The following is a 19,342-nucleotide window of genomic DNA, read 5'->3' as shown; positions in this document are numbered from 1 at the left end:
CCCAGTAAGCAATATATAGAGACAAAAAAATATGGATAAACTTGAATTGTTCACAACTTTATCCACAGCTTGTTGATAATATATTGAACAAACAAATCTATTCACATTCAAAAGTAATACCATCATAGCAAAACGTCCCTTGTTTTTCAATGAGCCGGGCCATTTTATCCACAAATTCAATCACTTGTGTATAATTTTTAAGAACAACACAAGATATTGTTGATAATTTGTTTACCGTTCGACAGTTTCTGTCAGCGGTCTATTTTTTTTATGCACAGGTTGTACTCATTAATCGGGGAGTGGATAATTTTTTTAGTCACAGGTGGATAACTGAATAAGCTTGTGGATACCTTTTTTATGCGCCTGGGCTTGTGGATAATCACTTTAAGAAAAGAGGAAGGAAGCAGTGAGATACAGTTGACTTTTAGGACAATGGTATGTTTTAATATATAAAGGTGTTTTCTGTGAGGATATGTCTCCAAAATTAATTGATGATACTTGTAGATACTGTCCCTACTCAAAAGGACGGCTTAGACCGTTTCTGCTAATATGACAGTAATTAAGTTCCTGTAAGGGAGGTGCAATACATGAGACCGACGTTCAAACCGAATGTGAGCAAACGCAAGAAGGTACATGGTTTCCGCAAAAGAATGAGCACGAAAAACGGCCGTAAAGTGCTGGCAGCCCGCCGCCTGAAAGGCAGAAAAGTTTTGAGTGCGTAAGTTAGGCCACTTAGGGACCACTGCGGTGGTCCTTTTTTAAATATAAGGAAGCAAAAAGACTGCCCTGAAAATTTCGTTTCCTTATATAGGACAGAAACGGGCACCGGCTGTTTTACGGATTTCTGCCGGATGCGTACGGATAATGGATGAGGCTCTGCAAAGGCTGTTCGCTACACTTTGCGGGCCTTTTTTAGATATTTTAGAGTTTATAACTCACAGAGCTATTGTATGAATACGTAAGCAGGGCAGATGCATGCCTGATCCCGGGAAGCCGTTTATGCCGGCAGCCGGATGACCATACTAAGTAGAAGATCATTGTCCGGAGCTTATTGGAGCATCCGGCACTTGAATAGGAGATTCCCGTGCACAAAAGTCTACGATTACGAAACCGTGCGGACTTCAGCCGCGTATACCGCCACGGGAAGTCATTTGCGAATCATCAGTTTGTGGTGTACTGGTTCAGCAAAAAAGAGGTGGAGCGGTTCCGGCTTGGTGTATCGGTCAGTAAAAAGGTCGGAAATGCCGTCGTCCGCAACCGCATGAGACGGCTGGTAAAGGAGATTATCCGCCATCATGAGCCGGAAATTGCCGGCGGGCTGGATATAGTATTTATTGTAAGAAAGGGAGCGCTTGATAAGGATTATGCGGAGCTCGAAAAAAGTGCACTGCATGTACTCCGAAAAGCCAAGCTGCTCAAGGCTTCGCGCAAGTAACAGCCACGGAACGGGCTTGTTTATTTGTCTTCATAATTATGGTATGATTTACGGTGCAGTGGAATGTTTATGAGAGGGGTTTTGAGGTGTCTCTAATGAAGACTAAACGGGGAAAAATGTTTCTTCTCCTCGGGTTAATGGTACTGATGATTGCTGTTCTGTCAGGGTGCGCTCCATCATCAGCGGTTACGCACACGACGGAGGATTTGAAAAATGGAGGCTTCTGGCAGAGTAACGTAGTTTACTATTTCGCCATCGCCCTCGATACGTTCGCCAAGTGGTTTAATGGACAATATGGACTGGCCGTCCTTGTAATGGTGATTATCGTCCGCACGCTGATCCTGCCGCTTACCATGAAACAGGTAAAAAGCTCACGTGCAATGCAGGCCATTCAACCGGAGCTCCAGAAAATCCAGAAAAAATATAAAGATCAGCCTGAGAAGGTGCAGCAGGAAACCATGCGCCTGTTCCAGGAGAACAAAGTTAATCCGATGGCGGGCTGTCTGCCGCTGATCGTGCAAATGCCGATTTTTATCGCCCTGTACAACTCGATCTATTATAACCCGGATCTGCGTGAGCACTCGTTCCTGTGGCTCCAGCTCGGGGAACCGGACAAGCTGTTTATCCTGCCGCTGCTAGCTGCGGCTACAACGTTCCTTCAGACCCGGATGATGACCAAGATGAACCCGATTCAGCAGCAGGGTCCGATGCAGTTCATGATGATGGTGTACCCGGTTCTGATTTTCATCATGTCTTACAATTTCCCGGCAGCACTGCCTCTATACTGGGTTTACAGTAACGTGTACACTATCATTCAGAACTACTTCTTATACCGCAACAACGATAAGACCAAATTGGCTGTCGCAGGTGCCGGTACCAGCAAAGAAGTCAATCTTGTGAAGGGCAAGGATTCAGGCGCTCGCAAGGATGTTACTCCCGCTGCAAAAGGCAATAGCGGCAAAGCGAAGGGAGCCAAAAAGTCAAAATGAGCAAAGTCGTCGCAACAGGGAAAACTATTGAAGAAGCTGTAGAACGTGGCCTGAGCCAGCTTGGAGTTCAAAAGGACCGGGTAACGGTCAACGTACTGGAACAGCCGTCAAAAGGATTCCTTGGATTGATCGGTGCGAAAGGCGCCAAGGTAGAGCTTACCTTGATTCCTGAAGCCGCACCGGCATCAGCGGCGAGTGCTCCGTCACTGCCTCAGCAGTCAACACGAGAGAGCAAGCAGGAGGCTGGCGGCGGTGTGCCGCGCCAAGATTCCGGACAACCGGCAGAGGAAGCTTACCAACAGGCCGTTCATTTCATTATCGATGTCGCCAAAAGCATGGGGCTTACAGTAGAAGTGGAAATCGTTCATACCAAGGAATCGACCATTCTGCAAATTTCCGGTCCGGATCTGGGACTTCTGATTGGCAGAAGAGGACAAACTCTCGATGCTTTGCAGTACTTGGCTAATATTGTGGCCAACCGTTATTCTGACAGCTTTGTCCGTCTGGTGCTGGATGCGGAGAATTTCCGTGAGCGCCGTAAGAAGACACTGGAGGAGCTGGCAGACCGTCTGGCCGGCCGTGTGGTCAGAACCCGCAAGGAGGTTGTGCTTGAACCGATGTCCCCGCAGGAGCGTAAGATCATTCACTCCAGGCTGCAGGATCATCGTCAGGTTAATACACTCAGCAAGGGCGAAGAACCAAACCGGCGTGTTGTTATAACATTGAAGTAGACATTAAATAGGCTGCAATGACTCCTTGTCCAATGTAAGGGGTCATTGCTTTTTTTTGAAAGAGAATAAGTTCTTTCTTGAGATATTAAACATTATATTGAGGTGAGAAACAGCATGCTTAGTGATACCATTGCTGCCGTATCGACGGCACTGGGTGAGGGAGGAATTGCGATTGTCCGGGTAAGCGGACCGGAGGCGATTTCCGAGGTTGCCCCTTTATTCCGCGGCGCCAAGCCGCTTATAGAGGTTGCTTCCCATACCGTCCACTACGGTCATATAATAAATCCTGCGGACGGGGAACGGATGGAGGAGGTACTGGTCACAGTAATGAAAGGCCCCCGCTCTTTTACTACAGAGGATGTGGTGGAGATCAGCGCCCACGGAGGGGTTATATCAGTCAGAAGAGTAATGGATCTGCTGCTGCAGCAGGATATCCGTCTGGCCGAGCCGGGGGAATTCACCAAGCGCGCCTTTTTGGGCGGCCGGATTGATCTTTCCCAGGCGGAGGCGGTTATCGATCTGATCCGCTCCAAGTCTGACCGTGCCTTCTCTGTTGCCCTTAAGCAGGTCAGCGGCTCATTATCAGAGCGGATCAAGTCCTTGCGGCACACTCTGATTGAAACACTGGCGCATATTGAAGTGAATATTGATTATCCCGAGCATGACGTTGAAGCACTGACTGCAGAGTTTATTAAAAAGAAAAGCAGTGAGGTTATGTCAGGCATTGATAAGCTGCTGAAGACTGCCAATGAGGGTAAGATTCTGCGTGAGGGTATTACGACAGCGATTGTCGGCCGGCCCAATGTGGGTAAATCCTCCTTGCTTAATGCGCTTGCCCGTGACAATAAAGCGATTGTAACCGATATTCCGGGAACAACGCGTGATGTAATAGAGGAGTATGTAACCATTAATAATATTCCGCTGAAGCTGCTCGATACCGCCGGTATCCGGGAAACAATGGATGTGGTTGAGCGGATCGGTGTTGAGCGGTCCAAGGCTGCATTCAGCGATGCTGACCTGATTTTGCTTGTTCTGAATGCAAATGAAGAGCTGCATGAGGACGAGCTGGCACTAATGGAACAAATCCACGGTAGACAAGCTTTGGTTATCATGAATAAAATGGACTTACCGCCGCATCTGGATAAAGGCAAGCTGCTTACCTTTTTTGAAGAGTCCAGCATTGTGCCGATGTCCGTACTGGAGGAAGAGGGACTCGATAAGCTGGAGGAGGCTATCTCGGAGCTGTTCTTCGGCGGCAAGCTGGAATCCGGCGATTTGACCTACGTTAGTAATGTACGGCATATTGCCCTGCTCAAAAAAGCGCACAGATCACTGCAGGATGCCTATGAGGCTGCCGACATGCTGGTGCCGATTGATATGATTCAGATTGATGTGCGTCTGGCCTGGGAACAGCTTGGTGAGATCATCGGAGATACAGCTGCCGATTCCCTGCTTGATCAGATTTTCTCGCAATTCTGTCTTGGTAAATAAACGGTTCATCATTATATAATAACTGCTTTTGGATTAGCAGTGAGGAGGAGTAGAAATGGGTTATGAAGGAGGCAGCTATGACGTAGTGGTCATAGGCGCCGGACATGCCGGCTGCGAAGCTGCACTGGCTGCAGCCCGGATGGGCTGCAATACTTTAATGATTACGATCAACCTGGATATGGTGGCATTTATGCCGTGTAATCCTTCGATTGGCGGCCCCGCTAAGGGACATGTCGTCCGTGAAATTGATGCGCTGGGTGGAGAAATGGGACGGAATATTGATAAGACCTTTATCCAGCTGCGTATGCTTAATACAGGCAAAGGACCGGCGGTTCATGCACTGCGCGCTCAGGCGGATAAATTTCTCTATCAGCACGCTATGAAAGAAACAATGGAGAAGACGCCTAACCTGACGCTTCGCCAGGGTATGGTTGAAGAGCTGATTGTGGAGGACGGAAAATGCGCAGGCGTAATTACTAAGACAGGCACAATCTACCGCAGTAAAACGGTTATCCTGACTACAGGCACCTATCTGCGCGGTAAGGTTATCATGGGTGAGCTGACGTATGAGAGCGGCCCGAATAATCAGCAGCCTTCCGTTCGTCTGTCCGAAAACCTGCGTGAGCTCGGCTTTGAGCTGGTCCGCTTTAAGACAGGAACACCTCCGCGTGTACACAGGGATACTATTGATTTCTCCAAAACAGAGATTCAGCCGGGTGATGATAAGCCTAAGTTCTTCTCGTTTGAAACCAAGTCATCGGACAATGAGCAGCTGCCTTGCTGGCTGACCTATACACAGCCGGTTACTCATCAGATTATTAACGACAACCTGCACCGTGCCCCGATGTTTACCGGAATTATTGAAGGAACAGGCCCGCGATATTGCCCGTCTATTGAAGACAAGGTAGTGCGGTTCAGTGACAAGTCCCAGCACCAGATTTTTCTTGAACCGGAAGGAAAAAACACTTCCGAGTATTACGTACAGGGTCTTTCCACCAGTCTGCCGGAAGATGTACAGTTAGCCGTGCTGCGCTCCATTCCCGGGATGGAGAAGGTTGAAATGATGCGTAACGGCTATGCAATTGAATATGATGCCATGGTGCCTACCCAGCTCTGGCCTTCACTTGAAACCAAGCGTCTGCCTGGGCTGTTTACCGCCGGACAGATTAATGGTACCTCTGGATACGAGGAAGCAGCAGGACAGGGTGTAATGGCTGGCATCAATGCAGCCCGTAAGGTACAGGATAAAGAGCCTGTAGTGCTTGACCGTTCCCAGGGGTATATCGGTGTATTAATCGATGACTTGGTGACTAAGGGTACGAATGAGCCTTACCGTCTGCTTACCTCACGTGCCGAGTACCGTCTGCTGCTCCGCCATGACAATGCTGATCTGCGCCTTACTCCTATCGGCTATGACATTGGGCTTATTCCGCAGCAGCGTTATGATGCATTTATGCATAAAAAGGAAACGGTTGACCGTGAGATTGTCCGCCTTCAGGAAACAAAGGTTAAGCCTGTAGAGGTTAATGAAGCTCTGGCTGCTTATTCTTCAGCTCCTATTGTTGATGGATCTAATCTGCTTGTGCTGATGCGCCGCCCTGAGGTCGCCTATAGCTTCGTGGATCAGATTTCTCCTTCTCCTGATGAGCTGGATGAAGAAATGAAAGAGCAGGTAGAGATTCAGATCAAATATGCCGGCTATATCGAAAAGCAGCTTGCCCATGTAGAGAAGCTGCAGAAGATGGAAAAGAAAAAGATTCCTGACGACATTGATTATAATCAAATTCACGGACTTGCAATGGAGGCCCGTCAGAAGCTGACGAAGATTGCTCCGATCTCTATTGGTCAGGCTTCACGGATTGCCGGAGTTACCCCGGCTGATATTTCGATTCTGCTTGTACACTTAGAGCATTATAACCGTGTGACGGCGGCGAAAGGATAATATATGGACAGCACAACAGCACAGTTTGTTGCTCTATTGCAGGAGAAGGGGATTGAGCTTGCACCCCGTCAGCTGGAGCAGTTTGAGCTTTACTACCAGGAGCTGGTATCGTGGAATGAGAAGATGAACCTGACAGGCATTACCGAGCGCGACCAGGTTTATACCAAGCATTTTTACGATTCGTTATCACTTGCCTTCTATATTAATATTAATGAAGTGAACAGTCTCGCTGATATCGGATCCGGTGCAGGGTTTCCTGGTATTCCATTAAAAATATGCTTTCCGCACATCAAGCTGACTATCGTCGATTCTTTAAGTAAAAGAATAACTTTTCTGCAGCACATCTGCGATACACTGGGGCTAAGCGGAGTACAGCTGATCCATGGACGAGCAGAAGATATTTCCAGACAGTTTGTGCACCGTGATGCTTATGATGTAGTTACTGCCCGTGCAGTTGCCCGTCTATCACTGCTGAATGAGTTCTGCCTGCCGTTTACCCGTAAGGATGGCATCTTCGCAGCCATGAAGGGAAATGACCCGGGTGAAGAACTGGCGGAGGCAGGCCGTAGCTTTAAGGAATTACGGGCCGAGCTAAATAAAGTAGAATCCTTTAGTCTGCCGGTAGAGGAATCAGCCCGGCACATTGTTTTGATCCGCAAGACAGGTGCCACACCTGCCAAGTATCCGCGCAAGGCGGGAATGCCTGCAAAGGCGCCGCTGATTTAAATGTTTCACGTGAAACATTTTTATCCATTTTAGATTACCGAATCAATAAAAAGCCCTTAGCTGCTAAGGGCTTTTTATTTTGCGGATAAGGCCAATATCATTTCAATTATTTTAAAAGGCAGGAAAAATAGGTCTTTATGGAGAATAGGATTATCAGCGGAAAAGTGATAGAATGATATAGTATCGCTTATTAGCGAAGGCTGTACGATGGGCTTTTTGCCAGGTCAGGTTAAGAGGATCGTACTATATTGAAACTAGGTGGTTATGAACGGAATGAAAGAACAATTCACCAAGCTTTTTGGATTTAGCGAGCGGAGCAGCGGAGAAGAGGTCAAACAAATCCCGGTTCATGAGGTTATCAGCAGTCCTTATCAGCCCCGGACGATTTTTGATGATGAGAAGATAGACGAGCTCTGTCAGACTATCAAAACTCACGGAGTGATTCAACCGATTGTTGTACGCATGCGTGATTCCCAGTATGAAATCATTGCTGGAGAACGCCGTTGGCGTGCAGTTAAGAAGCTCGGATTGGATACGGTTCCGGCTATCGTTCGTGAGTTTAATGACTCTCAGGCTGCATCTATTGCGTTAATCGAAAATTTGCAGCGGGAAGGCCTGACTTCCATTGAAGAAGCTATTGCCTATCAGAAGCTAATTGATCTTCATCAATTAACCCAGGAGAGCCTGGCACAGCGTCTTGGCAAAAGCCAGTCTACTATCGCTAACAAGATCCGCCTCCTGCAGCTGCCCGAAGAGGTAAAAACAGCGCTGATGGAGCGCCAAATTACAGAACGGCACGCACGGTCCCTGCTTTCTTTGGATAGTGTGGAAATGCAGCTAAAGGTACTTGCTGAGATTATTTCCAAGGAACTTAATGTTAAGCAGACTGAGGCACGCATTGCATTCTACAAGGCACTTAGCCAGACTGCCAAAAAATCAAAACGGGTTTCCTACACTAAGGATGTTCGTCTAGCTCTTAATACAATTCGTCAATCGATTGATATGGTAACAGGCTCAGGAATGGAGATTAAAACCTCGGAGAATGACCGCGGTGACCATTATGAGATTGTGATTCAGATCCCTAAACGATAAATTGTTTCAAAAGCTGAAGGCGGCCCTGAGGTGATCGGCCGCCTTTTCTGTGACTACAGGCGGAATCTGTCGCTATAAGCCATTAGATTAACTTTCACTTGTATATTTGTCTATTTTCTCGCAAACATTGATGCCGTTCTAACGTTACAACTTCACGAACTACAAGATGATTCTTTCTAACAATTCGAGGTGAAATAAGTGTCCAAGATTATTGCCATAGCAAATCAAAAAGGCGGAGTCGGAAAAACGACAACCTCTGTCAACCTGGGTGCCAGCATGGCTACAATGGGGAAGAGAGTGCTTCTTGTCGATATTGACCCGCAAGGCAACACTACAAGCGGCGTTGGCGTCAACAAAGCGGATGTAGCAAATTGCATTTATGATATTCTTATTAATGAGGTAAATCCGCAGGATACTATTCAGCATACCCAGATTGACGGGTTGGATATTATTCCGGCTACAATTCAGCTGGCAGGTGCCGAGATCGAATTGGTATCGACAATCTCCAGAGAGCTTAAGCTGAAGAAGGCGCTCAACACGGTTAAAGGCAATTACGATTACATCATTATTGATTGCCCGCCGTCACTCGGAATTCTTACTATTAATTCACTGACTGCAGCTGACTCGGTGATTATTCCAATTCAATGTGAATATTATGCGCTTGAAGGATTAAGCCAGCTGCTCAACACTGTGCGTCTTGTTCAAAAAAATCTCAACCCCCACTTAAGCATTGAAGGAGTTCTTCTGACTATGTTGGATGCCCGCACCAATCTGGGGATTCAAGTTATTGAAGAGGTTAAAAAGTATTTTCAGGAAAAGGTATACCGGACGATTATTCCGCGTAACGTCCGCTTGAGTGAAGCACCTTCCCATGGACAATCCATTATTACGTATGATTCCCGTTCCAAAGGAGCGGAAGTGTATTTAGAGTTGGCAAAGGAAGTGATCTCTTATGAGTAAGCGTTTAGGGAAAGGTCTAGATGCTCTGATTCCATCCTTATCAATTAATGAAGATGATAAGGTTGTCGAGATACCTTTAGGCCAGCTGCGGGCTAACCCTTATCAGCCGCGCAAGGACTTTAATGAGGAAGCGATTCAGGAGCTGGCCGAGTCTATCAGACAGCATGGAGTCATTCAGCCGATTATTGTCCGCAGTGTATTGAAAGGCTTTGAAATCATTGCCGGTGAACGCAGATTCCGGGCTTCTCAGTATTGCGGAAAAGCAACCATTCCCGCTGTTGTAAGAAGTCTGAGTGATCAGCAGGTAATGGAAATTGCTTTGATCGAGAACCTGCAGCGTGAAAATCTCAACGCAATGGAGATTGCAGTAGCTTATCAAGGTCTGATGGACCAGTTCTCGCTTACCCAGGAAGAGCTCTCGCTAAAGGTTGGTAAATCCAGATCACACATCGCTAACTTTTTACGGCTGCTGACCTTACCGGAAGAAGTGAAGGAATATGTTTCACGTGGAACAATTTCAATGGGGCATGCGCGGGCGATAGTTGGACTCAAAGACCCTGAACTAGTAAAACAGCTTGCAGAACAATGTGTAGAGCAGCAGTGGAGCGTAAGACAGCTGGAAGAGGTAGTTAAGAATCTTGACCGTAAGCCTGCGGCCGGTGATAAGACGAAGGTAGTGAAGCGCGACCCTTACATTGATAATGTGGAAGAAGGCTTGCGTGAAAGATTTAAAACAACAGTGAAAATCAAACAGGGCAAGGATAAAGGGAAGATTGAAATCAATTATTACAGCGCCCAGGACCTGGAAAGATTGTTGGAACTGCTTGGGAACTGATCTTCATAGTTGTGAGCAAAACATATCCTGAGGTATCCCTAACACGGATATGGAGGGGTATGTTTTTTACACTAAAAAAGTGGGGTTAGAGAATGGAGCAGCTTGTATATTTGGATCACGCAGCCACCTCCTGGCCAAAGCCGCCTGAGGTGGCTGCAGCGATGATGGAAGCCCTGGAGCGGTCAGGTGCGAATGCCGGTCGCGGCACCCACTCGCTTGCGATAGGGACAGGCAGGGTGCTTGTGAGGGCGCGCAGCATGCTCGCTGAGCTGTTTGGTGTGAGTAACGCCCAGGATATTGCTTTTACTCATAACACGACAATGGGGCTCAATATGGCGATCAAGGGGACTCTTCATGCAGGGGATCATGTTATCTCTACAATGACTGAACATAATTCCGTGCGTCGCCCGCTGGAGTATCTGCGCCGCACAATCGGAATAGAGGTTGATTATCTGCTGGTGGACGAAGAGGGACAGATCAGCCTGGCGGAGTTGAAGCAGCTCTTTAGATCAGCTACCAAAATGGTGATTTGTAATCACAGCTCCAATCTGCTGGGAAGCATCCTTCCGGTCAGTGAAATCGGTAAGATTGCCAAAGCACATAATGCAGTTTATCTGGTTGACGCTGCCCAGAGTGCGGGGGTGCTGGAGATTGATGTGAAGGAAATGAATATTGATCTGCTTGCTTTTCCGGGGCATAAAGGTCTGCTGGGTCCGCAGGGGACCGGAGGGCTGTACATTTCGCCTGAGCTTGAGCTGGAGCCGTTAATGCATGGAGGTACCGGAAGCCAGTCTGAGAGCAGTGAGCAGCCCGATGTACGTCCTGACCGGTATGAGGCAGGCACCCAGAATTCAGTAGGTATCGCCGGTTTGCTGGCCGGTGTGCGCAGGGTTAAAGCTACAGGAATTAATCAAATACATCAGCAGGAGTGGCTGCTTACGCAACAATTGATGGAGGGTCTGTCAGTCATTCCGGGGTTAAGGCTGCTTGGGCCAAAAATCGGCGCTCCGCGGAGCGGAATCGTATCCTTTACAATTGACGGTGAGGAGTCAGCCGCCATTGCCCATCGTCTGGACCGTGAGTACCATATTGCTGTAAGGGCCGGTATGCATTGTACACCGCTGGCCCATAAGGCTGCTGCAACATTGGAGAGCGGAGCTGTCAGAGCAAGTGTAGGGGTGAGCTCAACTGAGCATGATATAAAAAGAATGCTGGATGCCATGATGGAGCTATACGGCCCGGCCCGCAGCAGCAGATAAAGATAAAAGGATGGTCCATACATGTTAGAGCTAAATCAGATGATTAATGAACAGATTTCGTTGGTTATATTTGCGGCTGCAGTCATAATCTTAATACTGGTGATTGTCCAGCTGGTCCAAGGCAGCAAGCTCCGCCGGATGCGTCGTAAATATGATGCAATGATGAACGGGAACGGTGTTGAGGATCTGGAAAGCTTGCTGATCGATCTGAAAAATCAGAGTGAGCGCCTGGACGAGGGCCAACGTGAGCATAAGGCGCTGATTGAAGCAGCACAAAGCAAAATGCGCGGCATGAAATCTAAAGTAGCAGTGAAGCGGTATAATGCCTTCGGAGAAAGAGGGAGCGACCTGAGCTTCTCGATAGCCATCGTAGATGACAATAGTAACGGTGTAGTCTTAACGAGCCTGCACAACCGGGAAAATTCTTATATTTATGCCAAGCCGCTTGAAAACGGAGCTTCACAGTACCCGCTGTCACCTGAAGAAAAGGAAGTCATTGCTCAAGCGCAGCAGCAGAGTTAGCATGAAGATTCCATTGCTTCAAGGCCGAGAATAGACTGACGGCAATTATATCTGATAAACGCATGACGAGGCTCAAACGTGTATTCTGCAGCACAAAATACTCCATGAATCCGCCCACATTAACGATTCCGGTTAAATGTATATCTCCTACAGGAGGAAGCTGCTTGTTAACACCGGCACCGGGACGGAGAGGGCCGTCAACAACCTGGATGCAGCCGACACTGGCGGAATGCCCCAGGCAGGCATCGATCCCGATAATAAAAGGGTCATTGTGCTTGTTATAAATGAGTGTGAGTGTCTCCTCCAGGTTAACGGCATGCACAGGCTCGTCCAGTGTTCCGTACAGGTGAAATAACGGACTGTGAAAGCGGGATAAGGCTGTACCTACAAGCGGACCAAGAGAGTCACCGGTAGAACGGTCTGTACCGACACAGACAATGACAATAGGCGTGTCAGGACGTGTACGTGAAAAATGAAACAGCAACCGGTGGGTAATGCTTGAGTAAATATTCGGGTCGGTATGCAGCATCTTGAGGCAGGTCGGCTCATTAAGCGGAGCAGCTTTTGAGGTTAAGTTCATATAACCTTCCTTTCTTAAAACGGAGCTTCTACGAAAATAGCGGCAGGCATACATTGGTGATTCAAAGATTGTGTTTTGATGTTCCTAGTATATGGATGGAAGAGATTTTTTATACTACAGGCGCAAGAGATAGGACCATAAGCCCAGAGGGAGGCAAGGAGTTGAAGGAAGAGCTGCTGATTGCATTTGACTCTACGCAGCAGGCACTGCGTGCTGAAATGCTGCTGGAGTATGCAGAAATTGAAATCGATATCTTCCCGACTCCCAAGGAGATTACGGCAGGCTGTGCGATGTCCATTCAGTTTTTTCGAGAAGACCTTGCCGGAGTAAGGGAGATCATCACCGGGCAGAACGTTGAAATCCGCGGTATCTTCAGTAAGGATGAAGAGGGAAGCGGGTATATAGAGTTAAGTGCTTAGTGAGGGAGGAAGAAACGGGATGCAGGTTTGGAGGCTGGAAGCAACGGCAGCTGAGGCACTGGATGAAGCTGTCCGGTTCAAGGACAAAGTATGGAACTGGGTAACAGATGCTGATATGTGGGCAAGTGTTTTATTTTCGGGACTGAGAATCCTTGTAATCTTTCTCTTGACCCGGCTGATTATTAAGGTGGTTTATAAGATCATTGACCGTTCGATGGAAAAGGAAATGACCGGAAGCCGGATTTTGGCCAGCAGCCGGCGCTTTTCTACAGTGGGCGGCCTGCTGAAAAATGTGGTCACGGTTATCTGCAATTTTGTCATGATTATGCTGATTCTTTCCGAGTTTAATTTCGATCTCGGGCCGCTCCTGGCAGGTGCGGGGGTTGTTGGCCTGGCCATCGGTTTTGGAGCACAGAGTTTGGTCAAGGATGTTATTACCGGGTTCTTTATCATTTTTGAGGATCAGTTCGCAGTCGGTGATGTGATTCAGACCGGTACTTATAAAGGAACCGTGGAAATGATCGGGCTCAGAACGACCAGACTGCTAAGCTTCACAGGCGAGGTTCACATTATTCCTAACGGGTCCATTATCAATGTAACGAACTACTCACTGGCTAATGCAATGGCTGTTGTAGATGTGCCGGTGAAGATTGAACGGGGCCTGGAGCATACGCTTGCCTTGATCGGCGAGGCAATGAAGGGAATTGAGGAGCGGAGTGACAACATTATCGCGTACCCGACTATTCTCGGTGTTCAGTCGATGAGCACATCAGAGTTTGTTATCCGGATAGCTGCCAATTGCCAGCCTAATGCCCGGGATGCGGCGCAGCGCCAGATTCAGAGTGACATCAAGCAGGCACTGGAGAAGCAGACTGCACTGGAGGAGGCTGAAGCTGCGCGTAAGGCCCTTGAACAGGAAGAACAGGCGGCAAGGGTGGCACTCGATGCTGGGCTTGTAAAACCAGCCAGGGAAGCCAATGAGGCGGCAGGAGCAATTCCCAGACGGCAGATCGCAGCAGCGCAAGAGGGAGAAGAGGGGGAGAACTGATGGAACGGAAGGTTTTTGAGCTGGGTGATATTGTGCTGATGAAAAAGCCTCATCCCTGCGGCACGAATGAGATGGAGATCATCCGGATGGGGATGGATATCCGGATTAAATGCACCGGTTGCCAGCACAGCGTGCTGATCCCCCGTGCTAAATTTGAGAAGAACCTCAAGAAGGTACTCCGCTCAAAAGGCGCCGGAACAGGAACAGAGGGCTCTGATAATTAAGCTTGCAAAAGTAAAATCACCGTGATACAATAGGTCTTGCTGCGGAGAGGTACCCAAGAGGCCCAAGGGGGCTGACTCGAAATCAGTTAGGCGTGTCAAAGCGTGCGTGGGTTCGAATCCCACCCTCTCCGCCACCACAGCTATCTATAATATGACTAATCAGGCCTCCGCTGCTGCGGAGGTTTTTTTGTGCATAATTCTGTGGCTCAGGGGAAGCAGCGATGCTGTTTTAACGCATGCAAAAAGAGAGATCCTTGCGGATCTCTCTCCAGAGGCAGTACATCAATGATGTTCGGATATTTCTGTCTAAAGCCGCTAAAGTGCTGGGTATTGCAAAAGCTGATGCCTTTTTTAAAAGATAAGAAAGTATAAGCTGCCCTATACTTTATCCTTACCTTTCCCGCAGAAACGAATACCGCCCTTTGAGAACGGCTAAGCATTTCTACTTGAGGGCCAGCTTCACGGTTCCCGGATTACAATAGTTGCTGAATCAGAATCCCAGTGATTGTGTTCGTCATCGACGTACAACGGAACCACACCTCTCTTTTGTACTGCCTGAGTTTATTATGTGCCTTAGTCAGCTTTTTATACATGCCTGCACAAAATTAATGGACACGCGCTTTCTCAACCTTTTTCCACTTGCGGTCCTTGTTGGTGGTCTCAGGAAAAATATCGCCCTTCTCCATTGTAATCCGCTTCGGGTTCTGGATCTGGGTGTGGAAGCTGCGCGCTTCACCTACCTCGGTGTAAACACCAGGATTGGGTGCCCGGTCGCCTTTTTCATACTCTGTCTGCTCGCCCATTATAAATCCTCCTCTATAAAGGTGATAAATACAGGTCTATTGTGTGCAGCGCCGCCGGGCTTCATGTAGCTAAAAAGTACCTGCAAGCTGCTGTGTATGAATATGCTTGCAATCAGCTTCACAATTTGGTAAACTGATTTGGTGCGAGTCTATGTTTGTGCTCGCTCCTTGCTCCTGACATGATCAGGGGCCGAAGACCATAAGGAGGTGAAATTTATGCGCAAATACGAAGTGATGTACATTATTCGTCCTGATATTGAACAAGAAGCCGTTCAAGCAGCAGTCGAAAAATTCCAAGGCATCATCTCCAACGGCGGGGAAATTACAAAGCACGATGTGCAGGGTAAACGCCGTCTTGCGTATGAGATCAAGAAATTCCGTGATGGCGTTTATGTATTGGTTAACTTCACTGCAGAACCTGCAGTAGTTACTGAGCTTGAGCGTATCATGAAGATTTCCGACGAAGTTATTCGTTATCTCATTACGAACGACGTTGCCTAAGATCGAGACAAGCTTTGTAACAAATCGCGCTATAAGGAGGGGATTGAATTGTTGAACCGTATCATTCTGATCGGTCGGTTGACCCGTGACCCGGAACTTCGTTATACTCCTGCTGGTGTTGCCGTAACACAGTTTACGCTTGCCGTAGACCGTAACTTTACGGGCCAGAACGGTGAACGCGAAGCGGACTTCATCCCGGTAGTAACCTGGAGACAGCTGGCTGAGACCTGTGCCAATTATTTGCGCAAAGGACGTCTGGCAGCCGTAGAAGGACGCATCCAAGTACGGAACTATGAGAATAACGAAGGTAAACGTGTATACGTAACTGAAGTTATTGCTGATAATGTCCGTTTCCTGGAATCCTCGCAGAACCGTGAAGGCGGAAATGCACCGAGTGGCGGTAGTATGCCTGAAGAGCCTGCCTATGGCGGCGGTAACGGCGGTAACAGTGCACGCGGAAATAACAATAATTTCTCGCGCAGCAACAATAATCAAGATCCTTTTTCGGGCGATGGAAAACCGATCGATATATCGGATGATGATTTGCCATTTTAATAAGGAAGGACTGAAAAGAACATGGCTTTCAAACAAAGAGAAGGCGGAGACAACGACAAAAGACCGGCACGTCGTGGTGGACGCAACAAGCGCAAAAAAGTGTGCTACTTCACTGTGAACAAAATTACTCACATTGACTATAAAGACACTGAGCTTCTCAAGAAGTTCATCAGCGAACGCGGAAAGATTTTGCCGCGTCGTGTAACAGGTACAAGTGCAAAATACCAACGCGCTCTGACCATTGCTGTAAAACGCTCGCGTCAAATCGCGCTGCTGCCTTACACAACGGAATAGGACGTTTTACGAAGCAGCCGGCTATGCCGGCTGCTTTTTTGCTGCATTCTTGAGCAGATAAACTCTCGCTTAGTAGCGGCCGCTGCAATTGTATATAATAAAAAGAAAATCTCTGGAGGCATGATTATGATCAGTGCAAGCCCTTATGTAATCATTGAAAATGTACGGGAGTCAGTTGAGTATTACCAGAGTGTGTTCGGCGGGGAAATCAAAGTGCTGAACGAGCACAACGGAAAGCTTCTGCATGCTGATCTGCAGCTGGGCCAGAGCCTGATCCATTTCTCCGATGATTACGGCCGCGGTGCCAAGACAGAGAACGTAAGCATAATTATGGCGCTGGAGAGCGAAGAGGAGCTGCGCGGCATCTACGGAAGACTGGCGGATGACGGCGGTAAGGTCCAGGTCGAGCTGCAGAACACTTTTTTTGGCGCGCTGCACGGCCAGGTATCCGATTATAAGAACGGAATTACCTGGGTGTTCAATTATTTTGCCGGGAATTGACGTGCGCAACAGAATGTAGTAAATTACAGGTATCCTATAATAAAGGGGAAATTTTGATGTCGGTGAGCGTTCTTAACTAAGCAATTTCATATCACTTTAAGATAAGCGGCAGCAGGACCAGCATGTGCTGAGGGCCTGCTCTATTCAGGTATGCGCTATTGTGCGCTTACTGCTTATTTTAGGTGGATGATTTAGTTAAGAACACGCGAAGCGTCAACATTGCCTCTTTAACGGCGAATGTTCCTTTGTGATAAACCGTGCTCTTGAGCACGGTTTTTTCTGTTTTCCGGGCATGTTTTGCGGTACCGCCGCAGGCCGGGGCATACAAGGGACATTACCGTTTTAGTGAGGGCAAGGACTGCATAGTGCAGTCTTTGCCCTTTTTTTGTTACCCGGAAAAGGTGCGGGCTAATTACAGGAATATTTTAGAGGAGGATTATCAATGAATCTTGAAAGCTTACACACACTCGGTTATGAAGAAATTAAACAGGAGGTTGTACGGTACGCAGTCTCTTATGAAGGTAAAAGGCTGGCCGGAGAGCTTGAGCCGATGGTTTATATGCCAGCCATACAGCGTGCACTGGAGGAGACAGAGGAGGCTATGGAGTTGCTTGTGCGCGGTGCCAGTGTGCCTCTGCCGTCCCTGGAGGGGATTGAGTGGGTTATGTCGCTGATGGGGACCGGCTATTTGTTCAACGAACAGGATTTGACGGCGGTTGCCGTCTATTTGAACAGCTGCGGGCAGCTGCGCAAATATATGGTCTCCAAAGCGCAGAGCGCGCCGCGGATAGCTGCTTACGGGTCATCATTACAGGAGCTGCCGCAGCTCCGGGAAGAGATTGAGCGCTGTATCCGCTTCGGTGTAATCGAGACCCAGGCCAGCAAAGGGCTGGAGCGGGTACGTAAGCAGCTGGCAGTAGCCAAGGACCGGCTGCAGCGCAAGCTGGACAGCATTATGTCGAGGCATCAGCCGATCCTTCAGGAGAATCTGGTCAGTATGCGGGGCGGGCGGTATGTGATCCCTGTGAAGCGGGAGTATCACAAGCAGGTGAAGGGGGCTGTGCTGGACCAGTCGACCAGCGGGCAGACAGTATTCGTGGAGCCGTATGAAATTGCCGCTCTGCAGGGTGAGCTGGAGCTGCTTGCAGCAGATGAGGCAAGGGAGGAGGGGATCATCCTCAGTATGCTGAGCGGCCTTGTGGAGCGGGAGCAGGAATCACTGCGCATGAATATCGAGGTGACGGGTACCTATGACTTTATCTTTGCTAAAGCCAAGTATGCCCGGTCTCTGAATGCGCGCAAGGTTGCGCTCAATGAACAGGGAATCCTGCGGATGAATGGCGGCAGGCACCCCGAGCTGAAGGACATGGTACCGGTCAGCCTGGAATTTGGCCGCAGCTACAAGTCCCTGATCGTCACCGGCCCGAATACCGGCGGTAAAACGGTTATCCTCAAGACACTTGGCCTATTGAGTGCCATGGTCCAATCCGGCCTGCTGATCCCGGTAGAGGAGCAAAGTGAATTCGCAGTGTTCTCAGATATTATCAGTGTAATCGGAGACGGACAGAGCCTGACACAGTCGCTCAGCACCTTCTCCGCCCAGATGAAGAGCATTGAAGGGATGCTGCGCTCCGCTGGAAGAGGCGTGCTGCTGCTGATCGATGAGCTGGCCGCAGGGACAGACCCGGGCGAGGGTGTTGCTCTTTCAATCGCCATACTGGAGGAGCTAAGCCGCAAGGGTGCCAATATTGTTGTTACTACCCATTTCAATGAGTTAAAATCATTCGCTGCTGCAGCCCCGGGATTTGAGAACGCGCGGATGGAGTTCGATAAGCATACACTGCGCCCGCTTTATAAGCTTACGATTGGGGAGGCAGGCGAAAGCTATGCCCTGCAGATTGCAGAAAAGCTGGGGATTCCGGCAGAGGTGATCCGGCGTTCCCATGAGCTGGCAGGCCAGCAGGGCAGGCCACAAGGCAGGATTAGCTTCCCGGGGAAGGAGAGCGGAATAAAGGCGTACAGCCGGCACAAGCATCACCAGGGCAGCGGAGAGGGGCCCGTTCAGGAGGGTCGGCTGTCAGGGGCTTCGGCTAAGGACAGCAAGGCTCCGGTCTCCGGCTTTGAGATCGGGGATGCTGTGTTTATCAGCTCACTCAACCGGACAGGAATCGTATATGCCAGGATGGACAGCATGGGAATCGTCGGCGTAATGGTTCAGAAGGAGAAGCTGCGGATTAATCATAAGCGGCTGAAGCCGTATTTATCGAAGGAGGAGCTGTACCCTGAGGATTATGATATGGATATCATCTTCGAGAGCAAGGAGAACCGTAAGAAGCGCAAGCTGATGGGAAAAAGGCATGTCGATGGACTAAGCATTATCCAGCCGGAAGAGGAGGGATAAACCGTACGGAAAATGTGGAGGTCTGCCTGAAAAG

The 19,342-nt window shown here is 48.7% G+C and carries 22 protein-coding genes and 1 tRNA gene; 21 read left to right on the top strand and 2 right to left on the bottom strand.

Translation table 11 applies throughout. From position 1 onward, the window contains the following. Window positions 1–587 precede the first annotated feature (587 nt). The 12 genes from rpmH (at window position 588) to R70723_RS31285 (ending at window position 11,982) form a co-directional block, all read left to right on the top strand. Window positions 588–722 carry a 50S ribosomal protein L34 gene (rpmH, locus tag R70723_RS31340; protein ID WP_019914530.1) on the top strand — a complete coding sequence of 45 codons (135 nt, stop codon included), beginning with the start codon at window positions 588–590 and terminating at the stop codon, window positions 720–722. Between the two features lie 362 nt (window positions 723–1,084). Then, window positions 1,085–1,435 carry a ribonuclease P protein component gene (gene rnpA, locus R70723_RS31335; RefSeq protein ID WP_039878051.1) on the top strand — a complete coding sequence of 117 codons (351 nt, stop codon included), beginning with the start codon at window positions 1,085–1,087 and terminating at the stop codon, window positions 1,433–1,435. 86 nt (window positions 1,436–1,521) lie between these two features. Then, entirely contained in the window at window positions 1,522–2,424 is a 903-nt protein-coding gene (locus tag R70723_RS31330; protein WP_039878049.1) for a YidC/Oxa1 family membrane protein insertase, read from the top strand. Next, entirely contained in the window at window positions 2,421–3,155 is a 735-nt protein-coding gene (gene jag / locus R70723_RS31325) for an RNA-binding cell elongation regulator Jag/EloR (protein ID WP_039878048.1), read from the top strand. Before R70723_RS31330 ends, jag begins: the two co-directional genes overlap by 4 nt. A 114-nt stretch (window positions 3,156–3,269) precedes the next feature. Next, window positions 3,270–4,646 carry a tRNA uridine-5-carboxymethylaminomethyl(34) synthesis GTPase MnmE gene (gene mnmE, locus R70723_RS31320; RefSeq protein ID WP_039878047.1) on the top strand — a complete coding sequence of 459 codons (1,377 nt, stop codon included), beginning with the start codon at window positions 3,270–3,272 and terminating at the stop codon, window positions 4,644–4,646. A 55-nt stretch (window positions 4,647–4,701) separates the two neighbouring features. After that, window positions 4,702–6,588, top strand: a complete 1,887-nt coding sequence (gene mnmG, locus R70723_RS31315) for a tRNA uridine-5-carboxymethylaminomethyl(34) synthesis enzyme MnmG (RefSeq protein WP_039878046.1) — start codon at window positions 4,702–4,704, stop codon at window positions 6,586–6,588. Window positions 6,589–6,591: 3 nt separating this feature from the next. Continuing rightward, entirely contained in the window at window positions 6,592–7,314 is a 723-nt protein-coding gene (gene rsmG / locus R70723_RS31310; RefSeq protein WP_039878044.1) for a 16S rRNA (guanine(527)-N(7))-methyltransferase RsmG, read from the top strand. A gap of 273 nt (window positions 7,315–7,587) precedes the next feature. Continuing rightward, a complete protein-coding gene (noc, locus tag R70723_RS31305) occupies window positions 7,588–8,406 on the top strand; it encodes a nucleoid occlusion protein (RefSeq protein ID WP_039879581.1) in 819 nt (272 codons plus the stop codon). A 198-nt stretch (window positions 8,407–8,604) separates the two neighbouring features. Continuing rightward, a complete protein-coding gene (locus tag R70723_RS31300; protein ID WP_039878043.1) occupies window positions 8,605–9,366 on the top strand; it encodes a ParA family protein in 762 nt (253 codons plus the stop codon). Continuing rightward, window positions 9,359–10,201, top strand: coding sequence for a ParB/RepB/Spo0J family partition protein (locus R70723_RS31295; protein ID WP_039878041.1), 843 nt, complete (start codon window positions 9,359–9,361; stop codon window positions 10,199–10,201). Before R70723_RS31300 ends, R70723_RS31295 begins: the two co-directional genes overlap by 8 nt. A 92-nt stretch (window positions 10,202–10,293) precedes the next feature. Further along, a complete protein-coding gene (locus R70723_RS31290; RefSeq protein ID WP_039878039.1) occupies window positions 10,294–11,460 on the top strand; it encodes an aminotransferase class V-fold PLP-dependent enzyme in 1,167 nt (388 codons plus the stop codon). A gap of 21 nt (window positions 11,461–11,481) precedes the next feature. Beyond that, a complete protein-coding gene (locus R70723_RS31285) occupies window positions 11,482–11,982 on the top strand; it encodes a DUF4446 family protein (RefSeq protein ID WP_039878038.1) in 501 nt (166 codons plus the stop codon). On the opposite strand, the gene yyaC is transcribed toward R70723_RS31285, so the two are convergent. Next, the gene (gene yyaC, locus R70723_RS31280) at window positions 11,954–12,562 is read right to left on the bottom strand and encodes a spore protease YyaC (protein ID WP_039878037.1); all 609 of its coding nucleotides are present in this window, start codon (window positions 12,560–12,562) and stop codon (window positions 11,954–11,956) included. The genes R70723_RS31285 and yyaC overlap by 29 nt on opposite strands. 161 nt (window positions 12,563–12,723) lie before the next feature. Here yyaC and R70723_RS31275 point away from each other — a divergent pair, with 161 nt between their 5' ends. The 4 genes from R70723_RS31275 to R70723_RS31260 all read left to right on the top strand — a co-directional run bounded on the left by R70723_RS31275 (window position 12,724) and on the right by R70723_RS31260 (window position 14,387). Next, the gene (locus R70723_RS31275; RefSeq protein WP_039878036.1) at window positions 12,724–12,981 is read left to right on the top strand and encodes a putative Se/S carrier protein; all 258 of its coding nucleotides are present in this window, start codon (window positions 12,724–12,726) and stop codon (window positions 12,979–12,981) included. A 19-nt stretch (window positions 12,982–13,000) separates the two neighbouring features. Next, the gene (locus tag R70723_RS31270; protein WP_039878035.1) at window positions 13,001–14,029 is read left to right on the top strand and encodes a mechanosensitive ion channel family protein; all 1,029 of its coding nucleotides are present in this window, start codon (window positions 13,001–13,003) and stop codon (window positions 14,027–14,029) included. Then, window positions 14,029–14,253, top strand: a complete 225-nt coding sequence (locus R70723_RS31265; protein ID WP_039878034.1) for a DUF951 domain-containing protein — start codon at window positions 14,029–14,031, stop codon at window positions 14,251–14,253. The genes R70723_RS31270 and R70723_RS31265 overlap by 1 nt, the downstream gene beginning before the upstream one ends. A 43-nt stretch (window positions 14,254–14,296) precedes the next feature. After that, window positions 14,297–14,387: transfer RNA gene (locus tag R70723_RS31260), tRNA-Ser, on the top strand. 471 nt (window positions 14,388–14,858) lie between these two features. On the opposite strand, the gene R70723_RS31255 is transcribed toward R70723_RS31260, so the two are convergent. Continuing rightward, window positions 14,859–15,056: a YjzC family protein gene (locus R70723_RS31255; RefSeq protein WP_039878033.1), complete on the bottom strand. Its 198-nt coding sequence runs from the start codon at window positions 15,054–15,056 to the stop codon at window positions 14,859–14,861. 216 nt (window positions 15,057–15,272) lie between these two features. Between R70723_RS31255 and rpsF the strand changes: the two genes are divergently transcribed. The 5 genes from rpsF (at window position 15,273) to R70723_RS31230 (ending at window position 19,308) form a co-directional block, all read left to right on the top strand. Next, a complete protein-coding gene (rpsF, locus tag R70723_RS31250) occupies window positions 15,273–15,557 on the top strand; it encodes a 30S ribosomal protein S6 (protein WP_025706808.1) in 285 nt (94 codons plus the stop codon). A 48-nt stretch (window positions 15,558–15,605) separates the two neighbouring features. Further along, on the top strand, window positions 15,606–16,112 hold the full coding sequence (ssb, locus tag R70723_RS31245; RefSeq protein WP_039878032.1) for a single-stranded DNA-binding protein: 507 nt from the start codon (window positions 15,606–15,608) through the stop codon (window positions 16,110–16,112). 21 nt (window positions 16,113–16,133) lie between these two features. Then, window positions 16,134–16,406 carry a 30S ribosomal protein S18 gene (rpsR, locus tag R70723_RS31240; protein ID WP_019914552.1) on the top strand — a complete coding sequence of 91 codons (273 nt, stop codon included), beginning with the start codon at window positions 16,134–16,136 and terminating at the stop codon, window positions 16,404–16,406. Between the two features lie 126 nt (window positions 16,407–16,532). Next, window positions 16,533–16,907: a VOC family protein gene (locus tag R70723_RS31235; protein WP_039878031.1), complete on the top strand. Its 375-nt coding sequence runs from the start codon at window positions 16,533–16,535 to the stop codon at window positions 16,905–16,907. A gap of 442 nt (window positions 16,908–17,349) precedes the next feature. Beyond that, the gene (locus tag R70723_RS31230; protein ID WP_039878030.1) at window positions 17,350–19,308 is read left to right on the top strand and encodes an endonuclease MutS2; all 1,959 of its coding nucleotides are present in this window, start codon (window positions 17,350–17,352) and stop codon (window positions 19,306–19,308) included. Window positions 19,309–19,342 lie beyond the last annotated feature (34 nt).

Source organism: Paenibacillus sp. FSL R7-0273, from assembly GCF_000758625.1.
In the GTDB taxonomy this organism is placed as follows: Bacteria; Bacillota; Bacilli; order Paenibacillales; family Paenibacillaceae; genus Paenibacillus_AQ.
Note: the sequence above shows the minus strand (reverse complement) of the source record. Positions and strands in the feature narration are given on the sequence as shown.

What these genes read in the sequence shown, in the direction of transcription:
- yyaC (WP_039878037.1), bottom strand. Translation starts at nt 12,562, where the DNA reads ATGAACTTAACCTCAAAAGCTGCTCCGCTTAATGAGCCGACCTGCCTC.
- R70723_RS31265 (WP_039878034.1), top strand. Translation starts at nt 14,029, where the DNA reads ATGGAACGGAAGGTTTTTGAGCTGGGTGATATTGTGCTGATGAAAAAG.
- jag (WP_039878048.1), top strand. Translation starts at nt 2,421, where the DNA reads ATGAGCAAAGTCGTCGCAACAGGGAAAACTATTGAAGAAGCTGTAGAA.
- rpsR (WP_019914552.1), top strand. Translation starts at nt 16,134, where the DNA reads ATGGCTTTCAAACAAAGAGAAGGCGGAGACAACGACAAAAGACCGGCA.
- R70723_RS31255 (WP_039878033.1), bottom strand. Translation starts at nt 15,056, where the DNA reads ATGGGCGAGCAGACAGAGTATGAAAAAGGCGACCGGGCACCCAATCCT.
- R70723_RS31235 (WP_039878031.1), top strand. Translation starts at nt 16,533, where the DNA reads ATGATCAGTGCAAGCCCTTATGTAATCATTGAAAATGTACGGGAGTCA.
- noc (WP_039879581.1), top strand. Translation starts at nt 7,588, where the DNA reads ATGAAAGAACAATTCACCAAGCTTTTTGGATTTAGCGAGCGGAGCAGC.
- R70723_RS31285 (WP_039878038.1), top strand. Translation starts at nt 11,482, where the DNA reads ATGTTAGAGCTAAATCAGATGATTAATGAACAGATTTCGTTGGTTATA.
- mnmG (WP_039878046.1), top strand. Translation starts at nt 4,702, where the DNA reads ATGGGTTATGAAGGAGGCAGCTATGACGTAGTGGTCATAGGCGCCGGA.
- rsmG (WP_039878044.1), top strand. Translation starts at nt 6,592, where the DNA reads ATGGACAGCACAACAGCACAGTTTGTTGCTCTATTGCAGGAGAAGGGG.
- R70723_RS31230 (WP_039878030.1), top strand. Translation starts at nt 17,350, where the DNA reads ATGAATCTTGAAAGCTTACACACACTCGGTTATGAAGAAATTAAACAG.
- rpsF (WP_025706808.1), top strand. Translation starts at nt 15,273, where the DNA reads ATGCGCAAATACGAAGTGATGTACATTATTCGTCCTGATATTGAACAA.
- rpmH (WP_019914530.1), top strand. Translation starts at nt 588, where the DNA reads ATGAGACCGACGTTCAAACCGAATGTGAGCAAACGCAAGAAGGTACAT.
- R70723_RS31295 (WP_039878041.1), top strand. Translation starts at nt 9,359, where the DNA reads ATGAGTAAGCGTTTAGGGAAAGGTCTAGATGCTCTGATTCCATCCTTA.
- R70723_RS31270 (WP_039878035.1), top strand. Translation starts at nt 13,001, where the DNA reads ATGCAGGTTTGGAGGCTGGAAGCAACGGCAGCTGAGGCACTGGATGAA.
- mnmE (WP_039878047.1), top strand. Translation starts at nt 3,270, where the DNA reads ATGCTTAGTGATACCATTGCTGCCGTATCGACGGCACTGGGTGAGGGA.
- R70723_RS31290 (WP_039878039.1), top strand. Translation starts at nt 10,294, where the DNA reads ATGGAGCAGCTTGTATATTTGGATCACGCAGCCACCTCCTGGCCAAAG.